Here is a 15920-nt window from a genome sequence, read left to right on the forward strand (position 1 = left end):
CTGTGCCAGGCCGGGTTGACCCGGATGTCCTGTTCGTGTGCCGATCGGGTGCTGCCCTTACTGGTTCTCGCGATCCGAGTGGGCCTGCGACGGATCGGGTTCGGCCGGGAGGTCGGCGACGTCGGCGGTTCCGAACAGGTAATGAGAGAAGGTCGAATGACGATTCGCGTGCTCCATCGGCTCGTCCGGAAGCCCTCGTCCTTCCAGCTCGTCCCAGGTCGAGTCGGCGATGCGCCACAGCTGGTGTGCTATGCGTCCGGCCACTCCGGCATGCGGCGAGTTGGGGTGCGGTCTGGTCGGCGAGCTCCACTGCCGTTTCGCCAAGGCCCAGGCAAGATCCTCGGAGCCGCCGGCATCATGGAGTTGCTCGAGACCGGACACGATTCTGGTCTCCAACGAGTCGTGCTCATCCAGTAGCCGTTCGGTCTCTCGCCAGATCTCGGCTGCGCTCAGATTCAGAAAGCGCGCGTCGCCGTACACCTTGCCCTTGAGTACCCGCAGCGTCTGTTCGAGCTGTTTGAGGTTGTCGAGAAGGACCGCGGCGTCCTGACCGGAAGAGGACCTGGAAGCGGTGAGCAGAACGTCGGCGGCGGCCGCGGCGTGCTGTGCGGCAACAGCTGTGAACTGGTCGGTGGTGCGACGTCTCTCGAACCCGTCGACCTTCGGATCCTGAGAACGCGCGGCGAGCTCGCTGAGCCTGGCGTGCTGGATCTGCACGAGCCGCTGCAGCGGGTTGGAACGGCCGTCCTGCCGTTTCTCGTCCACCTGGGACTTGGAGCGGGGCTGGATGGGTGGGTGCGACGGATCGAGTACCACCAGGTACTCCGGATTGCCCTGAAGGAACCCCTCGACCGCAGGGCAGTAATTCGTGATCTGGACTCCCTCGGTGATGAGGTCGTCGAGGACCGCCTTGATCAGTGCCGTGGCGAGTCCACGGCCGCGGAGATCCGCTGTGACTTCGGTATGCCCCAGGACACGCCTTCGGCCGAGAACACGGAAGTCGAGGGTCCCTACCGTCGTTCCTTCTGCGCGCAGCTCGTACCTTCGCAGGTCGTAGTTCTCGACCACGGTCAGGTTGCGCTGGGAGTCGTTCATCAAGATTCTCATCAGTTCACCTCTGCGAGCTCCAGCGGCTCGTCGTCCACCACGTGGATCGCGGCCTCTTCGGCGCTCGCAGCGCCCGCGTCGATCCCGACGTCGGCCGCAACGAGCTCTTCCTCGAAATCGAAGTGCGACCCCTCGTCCGGGGTCGCGAGACGACCGGCACGGTCCCGGCCGACCTCCGGGCCATCGCCATACTCCGACGGGTCGGAGACCCCCCGCCCGTCGAGCGTGTCGGAGAACTGCAGCTGATCCTCGTCGTCCACGCTGTAACTGCCGTAATACTCTCGACTGACCTCGCTCATACGTCCTCCTGACTGCGGGCCGGCGGCGTGCCGGCTTCTCACGAGGATTGGTGTCGGCCCCGGCCGAGGTGTTTACCGGTCAGTGAGATCACGCTGAACCTGCCCCCCGCGGCCAGGCAGCATCGATCAAGGACACCACCGAGGTATGCTCCCTCGATGGCGGACCGTTCGCTGATCTCCACGAAGCAGCACCAATCGTTGCTCAGCCCCGATAAGCTCGTGGCGTGCCCGAGACAGTGAACGAGCTCGATCGCCGCCTGACCGCCCGCGGCGCGGCGACGCGAGCCCGGATCGTTGCGTCCGCCGACGAGTTGATGTCCCTCAAGGGTGCTGCCGCGACCACGCTCGACGACGTGACAGCGGCGAGCGGGACGAGCAAGTCGCAGTTCTACCGGCATTTCAGCGACAAGAGCGCCTTGGTCCAGGCGGTCGTCGCCTTGCGGGGGAGCCGGGTGCTCGAGCGTGAGGAACAGTACCTCCGCAGGGTCGACTCGTTCAGTGGCCTCGACCGCTGGTGCCGCGCCATCCTCCAGCGAGTCACAGCACGCCGTGGAGCGCGGGGCTGCGAACTCGGGGCATTGTCGACCGAACTCGCCGACCAGGACGAGGCAGCCCGCATCGATCTCGAGGCGGCCCTGACATCGTGGATCTCCCTGCTGACCGCCGCGCTCGAGCGGATGAAGGCGAACGGCACACTGTCCGAGGACGCTGACCCACAGACGCTCGCAACCGGCATCATGGCCGCGCTCCAGGGCGGATATGTTCTCGCCCAGGCAGCCCGCGATCCCGGACCGATGCAGGTCGCACTCGACCTTGCGATGAATTCGGTCCGAGCGTACGCAACGTCGGCCAACGAGAAGTAGAGCGGCGGTCCGCCGGACGGTGAACATCGCCGTACAGGTAAGAGCCGGGCGTCGTAGCGACTCCAACAACCATGTTCGCAGGCGTGAATCCGGCAGGACCCTTCGCCGGCAGAGTTGCCATGGTGACCGGCGGAGGCAGTGCGATCGGACGGGCGATTGCCGGGCAGTTGGGTGCTGCCGGCGTCGCGGTCGCGGTCGTTGCCCTGTCGAGCGCTCGTGCCGAGGCCACCGTCGAGGCCGTCCGCGCAGCCGGGGGAGAGGCGGCGGGGTTCGCTGCTGATTTCCACGATCCCGGGTCGATTCCTGACCTCGTCCACGCCGTCGAGCAGGTCTTCGGCGAGGTCGACATCCTGGTCAACAACGCCGCCACTGTGACACCGCTCGGCCCTGTCGCCGACCTCGACTCGGCGGCTGTACTGCGTGCCCTCACCATCAATGTCGCCAGCGTGGTGACCCTCGCAGGCATGGTGATCCCAGCGATGAGCCGCCATGGCTGGGGGCGGATCGCCAATGTCTGCGGTGTCATCGGCAACCTGGCCTCCTGGGCCGGTGGAAACGTCTACGCGGCCTGTGCCGCTGCGCTGGAAGCACATACCGTGAACCTCGCCGCGGAGCTCACCGGCACCGGTATCACGGTCAACGCCCTGCGTGTGCACAGGATGGGTACGTCACTGCGGACGTGGCTCGCCGGCGTAGATCCCGCGGCGATCGACGATCCGTTGATCCGGCGGTTCGTTGTCAGCCAGACCGACGTCGGCATCGTCGACTTCGACGGGTCGGCCGCAGACCTGCTGGGTCGCCTGGCGACGACGGAGACAGGCCGTATCTGGAATGCCGTGCACCGTGGCCCGGTGGGCTGACGCCTGTTTGCTACCTCGACCTCCGCCTTCCCCGAAAGATCAGGGCTCGGCCGTGCCACAAGTCAGGTGTCTGCCGGTTCTCAACTGATGCAGTGAACGGACGGAGGCGAGTCGGTGCGCAGAATCCTGGTGATCGGTGGTGGGTACGCCGGGTTCTACACGGCGTGGAAGCTGGAGAAGAAGCTCCGGCGCGACGAGGCCGAGGTGGTCGTGGTCGATCCGCGGCCGTACATGACCTACCAGCCGTTCCTGCCCGAGGTCGTGGCCGGCTCGATCGAGGCGCGGCACGCGGCGGTGTCGCTGCGCCGCAACCTGCCCCGGACCAAGCTGGTCGCGGGCATGGTGAACAACATCGCGCACGCGGACCGGACGGTCACGATCCGGCCGGCACAGGGGCCGGATTTCACCATGACGTACGACATCCTGGTGGTGACCGCCGGCGCGGTGACCCGGACGTTCGACGTTCCCGGCGTGGCCGACCGGGCGATCGGGATGAAGCACGTCGAGGAAGCGGTGGCGATCCGGGACCGGGTGCTGACTGCGTTCGACGAGGCGGCCTGTCTGCCGCCGGGCCGGGACCGGAGCAGGCTACTCACCTTCACCTTCGTCGGCGGTGGCTTCTCCGGTGTGGAGGGGTTCGCCGAGCTGATGTCGCTGGCGCAGGCGCTGGTCAAGCACTATCCGGAGCTGTCCGCGGACGACCTGGCGTTCCACCTGGTCGAGGCGACCGCGCGGATCCTGCCGGAGGTGACCGAGAAGCCCGGCCGGTGGGTGGTGAGGATGCTCGAACGCCGTGGCGCGCACGTGCACCTGGCCACCACGATGGACTCGGCCGAGGACGGCCACGTGGTGCTGTCGGACGGGACGGAGTTCGACTCCGAGCTGGTCGTCTGGACCGCGGGCAATGCCGCGACGCGGCTGCTGCGCAACTACACCGATCTACCGCACACCCCGCGTGGACTGGTCCAGGTCCGCGCAGACCTGCGGATCGGCACCGACGCCGAGATCGTGCCGGACGCCTGGTCCGCGGGTGACGACGCCGCCGTACCCGACCTGGCGTCGTCGGCACCGGGTGGGTTCACGGTTCCGAACGCGCAGAACGCCGTCCGGCAGGGCAAGCGGCTGGCGAAGAACCTGGTCCGGGCGCTGCGCGGCCGCGAACCGAAGAACTACGTGCACCACAGCTTCGGCGCGATCGCGACCCTCGGCCTGGGGAAGGGGATCTTCCAGTACCGCGGCTTCGTGATCAAGGGCCTCCTGGCGTGGCTGATGCACCGCGGATACCACCTGCTCGCCATCCCGACCTGGGATCGCAAGGTCCGGGTTCTCGCTGTCTGGCTGGTCGCGTTCTTGTACGGGCGCGACATCGTCTCGCTGGCCTCGGTCCAGAGTCCGCGCGAGGCCTTCCGGGCCGAGGCCAAGGCGAACGCGCTCGGCTCGGCCCGCTCGGCGTGACGTCCGGCCGCAGTACCCAGCCCCGAAACTCCGGAGACGCCGCGTTGGTTCAAACAACAGAGAGGCACGGCTCGATGCAACAGGTGACACCAAGGACCACCCTGGGCGGTCGGGACAGAACGATCCGGCTGGCGTTCGTCTCCGCGGTGGTCTCGCTGGTGGCCGTGTTTGCCGCGGTGGGCTCGACCATCCCCTTGTTCAACATCTATCGAGCCGAGGACGGGTTCACCAACGCCGGCATCTCGCTGACCGTCGTCGCCTACTCCGCCGCTACCCTCAGCACACTGCTGGTGCTGGGACGACTGTCCAATCATGTCGGCCGACGACCGCCCGCGATCGCCAGCCTCGGACTGCTCGTCCTGGGTTGTCTGCTGCTGTTGAACGTGCATGACATCGGCATCCTGATCGCGGGTCGGCTCCTGATGGGCCTTGGCGCCGGGCTGGCCAGCAGTAGCCTCACCGCCTACATCGTCGACAGCGCGCCGGCCAGGCCGGCCTGGCTGGCCTCCGTTGCCTCCAGCCAAACAGTGATGTTCGGACTCGCCACCGGAGCCATCGCCTCCGGTGCCTTGGTCCAGTTCGGCCCGTGGCCACGTGACCTCATCTACCTGGTTGTCATCGGCCTGCTCCTCCTGTCTGCCGCGCTCGTTGCGATCAGTCCGGAGACCGTGACGCCGTCGCCGGGAGGTTGGCGTTCACTGCGTCCCAGCGTTCGCGTGCCGATCCGAGTCCGGCATCTGCTGCCGGTCGCGGCCGCGGTGCTCCTGGCCACCTGGGCAACCGGAGCCTTCTACCAAGCCTTCGTGCCCGCACTGGTCGCAGATCAACTTCGCACCAGCAACTCGCTCGTTCTCGGACTGGTGTTCGCCGCTTACATGGGCCCCAGCGCGCTGGGCGCCCCCCTCGGCGGCCGGTTCTCACCGGCGGCGGCTCAGCGCATCGGCATGATCGCCTTCCTGGCTGGATGGACCGGCCTCATCACAGCGATTGCCACCGGCACACTGCCGTTGTTCATTGCCGCAACCATCGTTGCGGGAGCCGCTCAGGGCATCGCCATCAGCGCCGTCACCCGTGGACTGCTGGACGGCAGCACCCTGGCCGACCGGGCACCGATCTTCGCCGTGGTCTATCTCCTCAGCTACAGCGGCGCGACCGTTCCCAGCCTCATCTCCGCGCAACTCACCAACGTCTTCTCGCTACCGCACATCGCTCTCGGATACGGCGTACTCGCTCTCCTCGCCACCCTGTTCACCGTCGCCGCCGCACACAACCCGTACCCCGAGGCGACCGGCGAGCATGCACGATGACGCCGATCGCGGTGCACACCTACAACGACCATCGGACCGCACACAAAGGAGTAAGAAGATGAGCGAAACCAAGCAGTCGGCCGAGGATCTGGCCATCCTCGAACGGCTCAACCTCGACTACGTCGAGGCCGACCAGGCCAGCGATGCCACCCGCTTCAGCGAGTTGCTTGCCGAAGATTTCGTCGTACAGACTCCGGGCGTCACCCGCAACCGCGCCGAGTTCCTCGAGTACATCGCCAAGCCGCGGCCCTTCAAGGATCTCGCTGTGCACGACGTCAAGGTCCGCATCCTCAGCGATGTCGCCCTGATCCACGGGCGCAGCACCTACACGCTGCTCGCCAACGGCGCGGAGCAGGAAGCTCTGTACACGGACGCTTACCAGAAGCGTGAAGGCACCTGGGTCTGCGTCTCAGCCTGCGCGATCGCCCCGGGCACCTGACCTCTTTCCTGTGCTGCCGGACACCGGCTCACCGGACTCGTGCGAACAGCTCAGTCGGTGTGATCAGTCCGCCGACTAGCCGGCAGGGCTCGAGTCGGCCAGCGCGTGGCGGAGTTGCTTTCGAGAGGTGATGTCAAGCTTGGCGAACACCTTGCCGAGGTGCCATTCGACGGTGCGAGGGCTGATGAACAGCTGCGCGCCGATCTCGGGATTCGTGAGATCGTCGCGGGCCAGCCGGGCGATCTGCGCCTCCTGTGCGGTCAGGTCCTGGAGCGTGTCGACCGAGGGCCTCCGTATTGTCTCGCCGGTGGCGAGCAGCTCACGCCGGGCACGCTCGGCAAATCCATCGGCTCCGGTGCGGCTGAACGTGTCATGGGCACTGTGAAGTTGTTGGCGGCCTTCCACGCGACGGTTCCCGCGGCGCAGCCATTCGCCGTACAGGAGTTGTGCCCGGGCGAGGTGGACGATGATCCGGGTCCGGGCGAGGCGCTCGACCGCCTCCCGGTAGAGGTCGTCGGCGGCTTGGCCGTCGGACAGCATCGCGCGGGAGCGAGCCTCGATTCCGAGCGCCCAGTCCGTCCCGGCAGCGCGGGTTCGTTCCTCGAGTCGCCGCAGGGCGGTCGCGCCGAGGTCCGGTCGATCGCTGCGCACAGCCGCCTCGACCAGCTCGGTCAGGCCCCAGCCGTAGAGACCCAGGTCATCGTGTTCACAGACCCGTTGCGCGGCGGCGAGCGAATCCTGGTAGCGGCTGAGACCGTTGTAGAGCACCGCTGTGGCGTAGTCCGCCAAGGCGATCGCCCGTCCTTCACCCCTGGCTGTCGCGTCCTCGAGACTGGCCCGAATCAGCGCCATGGCCTCGGCTTCCTGACCGCGCCAGGCGGAGAGCACCAGCGAGGTGTACATCAAGCGGGCGCTGCCGGTTGCTCCGGTGATCACGTCCGCTTCGTCGATGAGCTCGGCTGCGGACGCGAACTCGCCGGCATGTACCTCGACGCCGGCACGATAGGTGAGCGCGAGCGGGAGTGCGGTCAGCGCGCCGGCATCCCGCGCGAGCCGAAGCTGCTGCGTTGCCAGCTCATGCCACGACATGTCATCCCACAGGTCCGGGGCGATTCGGCATCCCAGCCAGAGCCAGCGGGTGACGTCCTGACCTCCCTTCTCCTCGGACAATGCGCGCAGTGCTCGCCGGAGCGGTTGAACGCCTGCCTCGTAGCCGTCGGTGAACCTTCTCACCAGACCATCGAGGAGGAGATCAATCGCACGGGCCGGCTCTGGTGCGCGGGGCGCGGTGCGGGCTGCGTCGGCCGCCTCGGCCACGCCGCCGCCGCTGCTGCTGAGTCGGCCGGCGAAGATCGCCGCTCCGAGCGCTTCGAGGTAAGTCTCCCGCGCCAATTGCGCGTCCAGCGGCTCGAGGTGTTCAGCGGCGTTCAGAAGTAGCGCCGGAGCATCGTTGCCGCGTCTGACAGAGAACGCCAACTGTGCGCGCAGCCGCTCCAGCCTGGCTCTTCGAATGTCGTCGAGCGGCCCCAGCTCTGCCGCCGCAAGAAGCGCCTGGGCCGAGTCCGGCGCGCCGGACTCGAGCTTTGCCTGAGCGGCGGCGAGTGCACGCGCTCCTCGGCGCTCACGATCGGGCGTCAGTTCGGTCGCGCGTTCCAGAAACGCGGCTGCCGCGACCGCGCCGCCGCGGGCGCGTGCCCGGTCGGCCGAACGTTCCAGCTCGTCGGCGACTGCCTCGTCCGGCTCTGACGCCGCCCGGGCCAGATGCCACGCGTGCCGGTCGGGATCGAGCACGATATCGGTTGCTTCTGCCAGCGCCCGGTGCACTGCCTGCCGGTCGCCCACAGACACCGTCTGGTAGACCGCCGAGCGGACCAGCGGATGGCGGAACCGGACTCGGGCGCCGAGTTCGACCAGTCCTGCGGCCACGGCGGGCGCTGCAGCATCGGGTCGGATTCCCTGTAGCGCGGCCGCGCGCCGCAAGAGCGTCAAGTCGCCGATCGGCTCAGCGGCAGCAGTGAGCAGAAGCTGTTGGGTGTCGTCCGGAAGCGATCGGAACTGCCGAGAGAAGCTCTGTTCGACGCGGTTCGCCACAGCCGCCGTGTTCGGAAGGCCGAACCCGCCGGCCAGCTCGGCCGGCGTCAACACGCGCGGCAGCTGCAATAGGGCCAACGGGTTGCCCCGCGTTTCGGCGACGATGCGGTCGCGCACCTGTACGTCGAGCGGTCCACGAACCGCCGATGCCAAGACCAGGCATGAGTCGCGCTCGCCGAGGCCCTGAACCTTGAGCTCGGGCAAGCCAGTCAGCTCGTCGCTGGGCTCACGCACGGCGAAGATCAAGGCCACCGGATCGGCCATCAATCGTCGTGCCACGAAGGCCAGAGCTTGCACGGAGGCCCGATCGAGCCACTGTGCGTCATCGATCAGGCAGGCGAGCGGCTGCTCTTCGGCCGCGCCGGCCAACAGGGTCAGGACGGCAAGACCGATGAGGAAGGGATCAGGTACGTCGCCCTTCTGCAGCCCGAAGGCGACGCGCAGCGCGTCGCGTTGTGGGACCGGCAACCTCTCGACCCGGTCGAGCATCGGCGCGCAGAGCTGATGAAGGCCGGCATAGGCGAGCTCCATCTCCGACTCGACGCCCACGACTCGCACGACGCGGAAACCCGACGTTCGCTCGAGCATGAAGTCGAGCAGTGCCGACTTGCCGCAGCCGGCCTCGCCGCGCAGCACCAGCACGGAGCTCCGCCCCGTAGGTACCGCGGCCAACAGCCTGGTCAGTACCTCGCACTCGCTGCGCCGACCACGCAGGACTGACCGGGGGTGACCGCTGGACGGACCCATGGTCGATGGTAGGTAGTGCCCGCACTGGTTTGGCAACCCTCCACGACCCAATCGGCCCGGTCGGTTCAAGGTCGGCGGCGAGGCGTTCTACGGAGGCGTATTTTCAGAGGGTGAAGCGGACGCGCTGTTCGCCACCTGGAGGCGCTGAGCCGAGCAAAGCTCCACGACATCTACCGCTAGCGAGACTTCCGTTGGAGGACCAGTGGTGCCGACCGAGGACGGCCAGCGGGAGCCGATGCCCACATCGGCGAGCCCAATGCTCGCCACGCTCACCGACGAGCGCTTCTCCGATCCGGAGTGGCTGTTCGAACGGAAGTGGGACGGCGTGCTTCACTGAACCTGTCAACTGGGATCTGGCGGCGACTTTGTGGAGTTGTTCGAGGAGCTTGCGACATGAGGCGGTATGCCGGGCTACCCGTCATTCCGCATCGCTTCGTGTGAGGTGGAGTGGCGTAGTCGGTTGGTGGTCGTGGTGATGTCGGCTGCCTGTTCGGCCAGTGCGGGGTGGCTGTGCTGGAGTCTGTTTCCGGCGTCGGCCAGGGGTGTCAGCAGGGTTGCGCTGTCGTTGTCGCCCAGTGCGTCGAAGACGCGGTCGACGGCTTTCTGGGTGGTCGGTTCGAGGTCGTCGAGCGCGGTGATCTGGGCGGCGAGCCGGCGTAGCCGGGGTGCGCTGTCACGGGCCCATTGGTTGGCGGCTCGGTCGCCGGCGCGGCGGTCACGGGCGGCCTGGACGCGTTCTTCGCCGGTCATGCCGGCGGGGTCGGCGGTGTGCGGGTTGAGTCGCAGGTAGCGGCGTTCCGCGGCCTGGCGGCTGGCGACGCCGAGCGCTGGCGCGATCGCGGCCCAACTGGTCCCGCGGGCGCGGGCGGCGCCGATGAGCAGCGGCTCCCAGGCGGCGAGCTGATCTTGTACGGCCCGCAGGCCGGCCAGTGCGGCCAGTATGTCGTCCGAACTGGCGTTCGTGGTGTCCTGCCGCCTGGCAGCCGGGGTGTCTTGGTGTGCGATGTGGTGGACGGTTTCCTCGACGGCGGCGATCGCGGCCGACGCCGAGGAGTCCAAGACCTGCGTCTCGTCGGGTGTGTTCGTGACTGTCATTGTCACCTCCTTTCCGCTCCATTGTGTCAGCGATCCGCTGACTTTGCCTACTTGTCATCGTTCCGATGACATGTTATAAGAGAGGTGCGTATTGACACCACTGATCAACAGACTTCCAGGAGGTGTAGGACGATGTTGATGCGCACCGACCCGTTCCGGGAGTTGGACCGGTTCGCCCAGCAGTTCTTCGGCAGCCAGACGCCGGGCACGTGGTCGCGACCGACCCCGATGCCGATGGACGCCTACCGCGTCGGCGACCAGTACGTCGTTTCGTTCGACCTGCCCGGGATCACGCCGGACGCGATCGAGCTGGACATAGAGCGCAACGTACTCACGGTGAAGGCCGAGCGCCGGCCGCTCGAGCTCGGCGACGGAGTGGAGATGCAGGTCGCGGAGCGTCCGCTCGGGGTGTTCTCCCGGCAGCTGTTCCTGGGCGACACCCTGGATGCCGACCGGATCGAGGCCGGCTACGAAGCCGGCGTACTGACGCTGAAGATCCCGATCGCCGAGAAGGCGAAGCCGCGCAAGATCGCCATCAGCGCAGCGGACGGCGGGGACCGAAAGCAGATCGACGCCTGACCCTGGGCGAACCATGCCACGGGATCACGCACCAGTCCCGGTGACGTGAGGCGGATTGTCGATGAGGTGAGTTCGATGACGGCGACCAACCAGCAGCAGACCGTCGCCGAGGCCGAGGTCTTCGTCGACCTCGTCCTGGACGATGACGATCTGATGCGCGCCGAGTTCGACGCGCTGATCGGTGCCTGCTGGGAGGCGCCGTCCGAGCCTCCACGCCGCAAGCCGTCGCCACCCGGCGGCGGGTGGGCCGGGCGGCCACCGCACCGGTGGCCACCATGGCAACGGTCCCCCCTTGCCGGCAGCGTCCCGGCGCGACGGCCGCTGAGCCGGGAGCGCGGCCCTCCGCTGCGGCCGAAGCGATGACATCGCCGTCCTGACGATCCCCGATGGAGCTGTGCAACGAAAGCCTTGGGGAGGTGATAGCTAGATTCGATTGTGCTCCTTGACCCGAGCCGGTGGTGCGGCCGCCCGCGCTGGCACACTCTCACACTGCGGCGGCGCTCGACCCGCCTTGTCCTTCCTAGGACCGCACCGTTGTGGGCCGCCGCACCACCTTCCGGGTCACCGAACCCCACTGGACGACGACACAGACAGAGAAGGTGAGCGATATGACCCTCGGCGCTGTCCGGCAGGCGCCGGCAGTGCGGTGGCTGCCGGCCGAGCCGTTCGCTCACCTCGACGACATCCACCACCGGACCAGCCGCGGCCTGCGCCGTCTCACCGCCGCGTCCTCAACCGGCGGCGAACCGGCTCCGGCAGTAGACATCGAGGAAACCGCCGACGAGTTCGTCATCGAACTCGACCTGCCTGGCGCCGTCGCACGCCAGGTGGCCGTGCAGTGGAACGGCCAGCAGCTCGTCGTGCACGGCCGGATCCCCACACGGGTGCACGCCGGGACGCTGCGCCGGCGCGGCCGGCGTACCGGACCGGTGCACTACGCCGTCAACCTTCCCGGGCCGGTGCTTGGCGACAAGATCACCGCGACCCTGGCCAATGGCGTACTCACCATCCACGCCCCCAAGCACCGCCCGTGCCCCGCCGTCTACATCGTCGACGCCGACACGACCGATGGGTACCTGCCATGACCGCGCCGACGCTCGACCCATACGCGATCCTCGGCGTCACCACCGAGGCCACCGACGACGACCTCGACCACGCCTTCCGCGGCCTCGTCCGCGGACTCCACCCCGACACCCGCACACCAGAGTCCGACGACGCGGACGACGCCGACCACCGCCTGCAGGAACTCCTCAACGCTTACGCCACCCTGCGCGACCCGATCCGCCGCGCCGCCTACGACCGCGCCCAGGCAGCCGCGCCCAGTGCACCCTTAGTTGGCGCACCTTCACCACGGCCGCGGAGCTCCGACACTGTCGCATCCGGCGCTGCGCCCATCCGGGTCGATCCGGCGATCCGGGTCAGCCCCGTGCACTGGGAACCGCCACAACCAGGAGGGAAGCACGATGGCCCCCGCTGACGACATCGAGACCTACTGCGACAACGGCGTCTGGAAGACCCGCTGGCGCAACAGCCCGCAACCCTTCGCCGCCGGCGGCAGCCGGGACCGCCAAGTCTCCCAGGGCGCCACCGTCGCACAGTGGTACGGCGTCGACCACATCATCACCAACCCCGACGGCAGCACCGCCGAGCACAACTCCTACCGCTACCGCACGGAAGCCCACGCCGTCGGCCCCTTGGACGTCGCCCCCACGGCACCGGGCAAGTCCACGCTCACCCACACTGCCGCACTGGCCGCTGGATAGGGCAGTCCAGCTGACCTCTGCCCAGTCATGGACACCCCGCCGTGCCCGGCTTGCGGAACTGGCCGCCGAGCACACCGCCACTGCAGTTCACCGACGTCACGACCCCGATCCCGGCTCGCAGGAATGAGCCGACGTACTGCCCGCGGTGGGATCAAGGGACTAGTCCAGGTGCCGGCCGCCCCGAGTGGAAGCGGATCCGTACCGCGGCACCGTCGAAGCCATCAGCGGGGCGAGCACGCCGAGGCACCCGTAGTTCGGCCGGAATCGCGGAACCGCGCTCGAGGTAGTCGGCCGAACGAGACGTGGAAACCCTTGCTACCGCCGACTGTCTCAGCCCCCTGTCGGCGGCTGCGTCGTCAGGCGATTTGTCCGCTGCTGCTCTGCTTCAGCGCGGCGCTGCCGCAGGTGTTTGAGGGAGTCCTCCAAGGCGGCGACCTCCCCGAGCCAGGCCTGATCCTTGGCCTCGGCGAGCCGGTCGGTCGCGTTGGCCGTCATCTCCTCGATGCGCGGCAACTGGGCGGGGTCGAGTCGCAAAACCGGCACTTCACGCAGGCGTGTTCGTGGACGCAACCGCGGCTCGTCGCGCAGATCGGCTTCACCGAGTGGACCCGGGACGGTCTGCTCCGGCATCCGCGCTACACCGGGTTGCGGACGGACAAGAACCCGCTCGAGGTCGTCCGCGAAACCTGACGCTCCAGCTGCTGGGGAGGCGTGGTCGAGCTGTCCCAGACGGCGCGTCCGGCCGCGCCACTGGGTTTGACCCGGGATGGCGGCGGGGTCATCGTGTGGCGGCGCGTTGGAGGTGGCGGGCTGTCGGGCGGTCTTCTTCGTCGAGGCGTACGACGACGTGCTCGTTCCATCGTTCGTCGGAGCGGGGGTAGTCCGAGCGCCAGTGGCAGCCGCGGCTCTCCTGTCGTGCGGTCGCGGCCTCGATGACGGATCGCGCCACGGTCGCCAGCGGTCCGTTGCCCAGGGCCTCTAGTTCCTCTCCGGCAGCGTTGAGCCCCGCGCCGTCGCGACGGATACCGGCGTACTTGGTCAGGATCGCGCGAATCCGTTCCGGTTCGCGATCGTGGCCCAAAGCAACTTCGTGGGAGCGACCCTGAACAGTCGGCGGGAGGTCGAGGGTCAGAGCCGTTGCGACACGCCGTCCGAACACCAGGCCCTCCAGCAGGCTGTTGGAGGCCAGCCGATTGGCCCCGTGGACGCCCGTCGCGGCGACCTCGCCGGCGGCGTACAGGCCTGGTACGTCGGTCGCGCCGTTGCGGTCGGTTCGGATGCCGCCACACAGGAAGTGTTCGGCGGGTGCGATCGGGATCTGCTCGGACAGCAGGTCGACGCCGATCCGTGCGCAGGAGGCCAGTACGGTCGGGAACCGCTGACGAAGTACGTCGGGCGCGATCGCTGTCGCGTCCAGCCACACGTGGTCGGATCCGTCGCGGCGCATCGTCGCCTCGATCTCCCGCGCGACGATGTCGCGAGGGGCCAGATCGGCTCGTGGATGCCGGCCGGCCATGATCCGACGACCATGGATGTCGCGCAGTACGGCGCCTTCGCCGCGGACGGCTTCGGTGACCAACGGCAACTGACCGCTGGTCTCGCCGGTGAAGAGCGCGGTCGGATGGAACTGCACGAACTCCATGTCCACCAGGGATGCGCCGGCCCGCAGCGCCAGCGCGATGCCATCACCGCACACCGTCGACGGATTGGTGCTCGCCAGGTAGGCGTTGCCGATCCCGCCGGTCGCCAGTACTACGGCGCGTGCGTCGATCTGGCTGATCTGTCCTCCGGCCTCGACGAGCACGCCGCCGATGCGGCCGGTGTCCGACTGGATCAGGCCGACGGTCCGCCCGGTGATCGTCTGAACACCGGCGAGCTGTACTGCGCTGCGGAGGGCTCGATGAACCTCGGCGCCGGTGGCGTCACCGCCGGCGTGAACGATCCGGGGATGACCGTGGCCGCCCTCGAGCGTTCTCGACAGCGAACCGTCGGCGTTGCGGTCGAAGCGTGCCCCCTGTGCGATGAGTTCGGCCAGTCGCTGCGGACCCTCCTCGACCAGCGCCCGGACGTTGCGGGGATCGCAGAATCCTGCACCCGCGACATCGGTGTCGAGCAAGTGGTCCAGCGGATCGTCCTCGCCGTACGCGGCGGCGACACCACCCTGCGCCCACGGCGTGCTGCCGTCGCCCGCACTGAGCAGGAGCACCTCGCGGGTCGCCGCCAGTCCGAGCGCGGTCGAGAGACCTGCCACGCCGGCCCCGATCACGACGACGTCGACGGCGCGCGTCATCGAGCACCCGCAGGCTTGCCGATGGCAACCATCCGCTGGACCGACCGCTGGGCACGTTCGACAACCTCGGGCGGCAGCTGGATCTCGTCGCGTCCCTCGCGCAGGCACCGGACCAGCAGCTCCGGGGTGATCATCTTCATGAAGCGGCAGGAGGCCTTCGGGTTGACCGGCAGGAACGTCGTCTGCTGGTTCACCTTGCGCAGTTGGTGGAGCATGCCGATCTCCGTCGCGACCAGGGCGGTCTTCGCGGTCATGTCACGCGCGGCATCCAGCATGCCGGCGGTGGACAGGATGTGGGTCCGCTCCGCGGGCAGATCACCCACGCCGGCGAGCCAGATCGCCGAGGACGCGCAGCCGCACTCCGGATGGACCAGGACTTCGGCCGCGGGATCGGCCGCCACCTGGGTGCGCAGGTCGGCCGCACTGATGCCGGCATGCACGTGGCACTCGCCCATCCAGACGTGGATGTTCTCCCGGCCGGTCTGCCGGCGGACGTGGGCTCCGAGGAACTGGTCGGGCAGGAAAAGGACCGGCTGGTCCGCCGGGATCGAGTTCACCACCTCCACCGCGTTCGACGACGTACAGCAGATGTCGGCCTCGGCCTTCACTGCCGCGCTGGTGTTGACGTAGGCAACGACCGCGGCGCCGGGATGCTGAGCCTTCCAGGCCCGCAGTTGGTCGGCATCGATGGTGTCGGCCAGGGAACAGCCGGCCCGAGCGGTGGGAATCAGCACGGTCTTGTCAGGGCTGAGCAGCTTGGCGGTCTCCGCCATGAAGTGCACACCACAGAACACGATCGTGGACGCGTCGGTACCGGCCGCGATACGAGAGAGTGCGAGCGAGTCGCCGACATGGTCGGCGACATCCTGGATCGCCGGTTCCTGGTAGTTGTGGGCGAGAATCACCGCGTCTCGCTCCCGGGCGAGGCGGCGTACCTCGTCCTGCCAGCTCACTGCCGTGCTCTGCGCAACGGTCACGACCCGATCCTTCCTGAGGCAGGTTTTCGCTTCACAGGCGATAACTAG

19 protein-coding genes are annotated in these 15920 nt (G+C 68.1%); 12 read left to right on the plus strand and 7 right to left on the minus strand.

Annotated elements, in window-relative coordinates; genetic code table 11:
• Window positions 1-57 precede the first annotated feature (57 nt).
• Entirely contained in the window at window positions 58-1107 is a 1050-nt protein-coding gene (locus E0H75_RS21045) for a GNAT family N-acetyltransferase (protein WP_131515298.1), read from the minus strand.
• Entirely contained in the window at window positions 1107-1406 is a 300-nt protein-coding gene (locus tag E0H75_RS21050; protein WP_131515300.1) for a DUF5709 domain-containing protein, read from the minus strand. The genes E0H75_RS21045 and E0H75_RS21050 overlap by 1 nt, the downstream gene beginning before the upstream one ends.
• Before the next feature lie 224 nt (window positions 1407-1630).
• On the opposite strand from E0H75_RS21050, the gene E0H75_RS21055 reads away from it, so the two are divergent.
• The 5 genes from E0H75_RS21055 (at window position 1631) to E0H75_RS21075 (ending at window position 6330) form a co-directional block, all read left to right on the plus strand.
• On the plus strand, window positions 1631-2269 hold the full coding sequence (locus tag E0H75_RS21055) for a TetR/AcrR family transcriptional regulator (RefSeq protein WP_202873082.1): 639 nt from the start codon (window positions 1631-1633) through the stop codon (window positions 2267-2269).
• A 119-nt stretch (window positions 2270-2388) separates the two neighbouring features.
• Window positions 2389-3129, plus strand: a complete 741-nt coding sequence (locus tag E0H75_RS21060) for an SDR family NAD(P)-dependent oxidoreductase (protein ID WP_165553898.1) — start codon at window positions 2389-2391, stop codon at window positions 3127-3129.
• A gap of 114 nt (window positions 3130-3243) precedes the next feature.
• Window positions 3244-4584 carry an NAD(P)/FAD-dependent oxidoreductase gene (locus tag E0H75_RS21065; RefSeq protein ID WP_131515302.1) on the plus strand — a complete coding sequence of 447 codons (1341 nt, stop codon included), beginning with the start codon at window positions 3244-3246 and terminating at the stop codon, window positions 4582-4584.
• 74 nt (window positions 4585-4658) lie between these two features.
• A complete protein-coding gene (locus E0H75_RS21070; RefSeq protein ID WP_131515303.1) occupies window positions 4659-5891 on the plus strand; it encodes an MFS transporter in 1233 nt (410 codons plus the stop codon).
• 58 nt (window positions 5892-5949) lie between these two features.
• Window positions 5950-6330, plus strand: coding sequence for a nuclear transport factor 2 family protein (locus E0H75_RS21075; RefSeq protein ID WP_131515304.1), 381 nt, complete (start codon window positions 5950-5952; stop codon window positions 6328-6330).
• 75 nt (window positions 6331-6405) lie between these two features.
• Here the strand turns inward: E0H75_RS21075 and E0H75_RS21080 are convergent, their stop codons facing one another.
• Complete coding sequence (locus E0H75_RS21080) at window positions 6406-9168, minus strand: helix-turn-helix transcriptional regulator (RefSeq protein ID WP_131515451.1); 2763 nt, start codon at window positions 9166-9168, stop codon at window positions 6406-6408.
• A 205-nt stretch (window positions 9169-9373) separates the two neighbouring features.
• On the opposite strand from E0H75_RS21080, the gene E0H75_RS44655 reads away from it, so the two are divergent.
• Window positions 9374-9505 carry a hypothetical protein gene (locus E0H75_RS44655; protein ID WP_272948914.1) on the plus strand — a complete coding sequence of 44 codons (132 nt, stop codon included), beginning with the start codon at window positions 9374-9376 and terminating at the stop codon, window positions 9503-9505.
• Window positions 9506-9579: 74 nt separating this feature from the next.
• Here the strand turns inward: E0H75_RS44655 and E0H75_RS21085 are convergent, their stop codons facing one another.
• Entirely contained in the window at window positions 9580-10263 is a 684-nt protein-coding gene (locus tag E0H75_RS21085; RefSeq protein ID WP_131515306.1) for a hypothetical protein, read from the minus strand.
• 132 nt (window positions 10264-10395) lie between these two features.
• Between E0H75_RS21085 and E0H75_RS21090 the strand changes: the two genes are divergently transcribed.
• The 5 genes from E0H75_RS21090 to E0H75_RS21110 all read left to right on the plus strand — a co-directional run bounded on the left by E0H75_RS21090 (window position 10396) and on the right by E0H75_RS21110 (window position 12605).
• On the plus strand, window positions 10396-10842 hold the full coding sequence (locus E0H75_RS21090) for an Hsp20/alpha crystallin family protein (RefSeq protein ID WP_131515307.1): 447 nt from the start codon (window positions 10396-10398) through the stop codon (window positions 10840-10842).
• A 75-nt stretch (window positions 10843-10917) separates the two neighbouring features.
• Window positions 10918-11205 carry a hypothetical protein gene (locus E0H75_RS21095; protein WP_131515308.1) on the plus strand — a complete coding sequence of 96 codons (288 nt, stop codon included), beginning with the start codon at window positions 10918-10920 and terminating at the stop codon, window positions 11203-11205.
• Window positions 11206-11450: 245 nt separating this feature from the next.
• Window positions 11451-11927, plus strand: a complete 477-nt coding sequence (locus E0H75_RS21100; RefSeq protein ID WP_131515310.1) for an Hsp20/alpha crystallin family protein — start codon at window positions 11451-11453, stop codon at window positions 11925-11927.
• Entirely contained in the window at window positions 11924-12319 is a 396-nt protein-coding gene (locus E0H75_RS21105) for a J domain-containing protein (RefSeq protein WP_131515311.1), read from the plus strand. The genes E0H75_RS21100 and E0H75_RS21105 overlap by 4 nt, the downstream gene beginning before the upstream one ends.
• Window positions 12306-12605, plus strand: coding sequence for a hypothetical protein (locus E0H75_RS21110; protein ID WP_131515312.1), 300 nt, complete (start codon window positions 12306-12308; stop codon window positions 12603-12605). Before E0H75_RS21105 ends, E0H75_RS21110 begins: the two co-directional genes overlap by 14 nt.
• A gap of 330 nt (window positions 12606-12935) precedes the next feature.
• On the opposite strand, the gene E0H75_RS44205 is transcribed toward E0H75_RS21110, so the two are convergent.
• Complete coding sequence (locus E0H75_RS44205) at window positions 12936-13235, minus strand: hypothetical protein (protein ID WP_238163165.1); 300 nt, start codon at window positions 13233-13235, stop codon at window positions 12936-12938.
• Between E0H75_RS44205 and E0H75_RS44845 the strand changes: the two genes are divergently transcribed.
• On the plus strand, window positions 13194-13295 hold the full coding sequence (locus E0H75_RS44845; RefSeq protein WP_337589514.1) for a hypothetical protein: 102 nt from the start codon (window positions 13194-13196) through the stop codon (window positions 13293-13295). The two genes, E0H75_RS44205 and E0H75_RS44845, sit on opposite strands and share 42 nt — an antisense overlap.
• 88 nt (window positions 13296-13383) lie before the next feature.
• Here the strand turns inward: E0H75_RS44845 and nadB are convergent, their stop codons facing one another.
• Together nadB and nadA are read right to left on the minus strand one after the other, a co-directional pair.
• On the minus strand, window positions 13384-14895 hold the full coding sequence (gene nadB, locus E0H75_RS21125) for an L-aspartate oxidase (protein WP_131515313.1): 1512 nt from the start codon (window positions 14893-14895) through the stop codon (window positions 13384-13386).
• Window positions 14892-15872, minus strand: a complete 981-nt coding sequence (gene nadA, locus E0H75_RS21130; RefSeq protein ID WP_238163166.1) for a quinolinate synthase NadA — start codon at window positions 15870-15872, stop codon at window positions 14892-14894. The genes nadB and nadA overlap by 4 nt, the downstream gene beginning before the upstream one ends.
• Window positions 15873-15920 lie beyond the last annotated feature (48 nt).

The sequence above is a fragment of the Kribbella capetownensis genome, from assembly GCF_004331485.1.
GTDB classification, from domain to species: domain Bacteria; phylum Actinomycetota; class Actinomycetes; order Propionibacteriales; family Kribbellaceae; genus Kribbella; species Kribbella capetownensis.

Excerpts from the sequence above, each read along its gene's own strand:
- E0H75_RS21045 (WP_131515298.1), bottom strand. The coding sequence starts at position 1,107 with ATGAGAATCTTGATGAACGACTCCCAGCGCAACCTGACCGTGGTCGAG.
- E0H75_RS21050 (WP_131515300.1), bottom strand. The coding sequence starts at position 1,406 with ATGAGCGAGGTCAGTCGAGAGTATTACGGCAGTTACAGCGTGGACGAC.
- E0H75_RS21060 (WP_165553898.1), top strand. The coding sequence starts at position 2,389 with ATGGTGACCGGCGGAGGCAGTGCGATCGGACGGGCGATTGCCGGGCAG.
- E0H75_RS21070 (WP_131515303.1), top strand. The coding sequence starts at position 4,659 with ATGCAACAGGTGACACCAAGGACCACCCTGGGCGGTCGGGACAGAACG.
- E0H75_RS21075 (WP_131515304.1), top strand. The coding sequence starts at position 5,950 with ATGAGCGAAACCAAGCAGTCGGCCGAGGATCTGGCCATCCTCGAACGG.
- E0H75_RS21080 (WP_131515451.1), bottom strand. The coding sequence starts at position 9,168 with ATGGGTCCGTCCAGCGGTCACCCCCGGTCAGTCCTGCGTGGTCGGCGC.
- E0H75_RS21085 (WP_131515306.1), bottom strand. The coding sequence starts at position 10,263 with ATGACAGTCACGAACACACCCGACGAGACGCAGGTCTTGGACTCCTCG.
- E0H75_RS21090 (WP_131515307.1), top strand. The coding sequence starts at position 10,396 with ATGTTGATGCGCACCGACCCGTTCCGGGAGTTGGACCGGTTCGCCCAG.
- E0H75_RS21095 (WP_131515308.1), top strand. The coding sequence starts at position 10,918 with ATGACGGCGACCAACCAGCAGCAGACCGTCGCCGAGGCCGAGGTCTTC.
- E0H75_RS21100 (WP_131515310.1), top strand. The coding sequence starts at position 11,451 with ATGACCCTCGGCGCTGTCCGGCAGGCGCCGGCAGTGCGGTGGCTGCCG.
- E0H75_RS21105 (WP_131515311.1), top strand. The coding sequence starts at position 11,924 with ATGACCGCGCCGACGCTCGACCCATACGCGATCCTCGGCGTCACCACC.
- E0H75_RS21110 (WP_131515312.1), top strand. The coding sequence starts at position 12,306 with ATGGCCCCCGCTGACGACATCGAGACCTACTGCGACAACGGCGTCTGG.
- E0H75_RS44205 (WP_238163165.1), bottom strand. The coding sequence starts at position 13,235 with ATGCCGGAGCAGACCGTCCCGGGTCCACTCGGTGAAGCCGATCTGCGC.
- nadB (WP_131515313.1), bottom strand. The coding sequence starts at position 14,895 with ATGACGCGCGCCGTCGACGTCGTCGTGATCGGGGCCGGCGTGGCAGGT.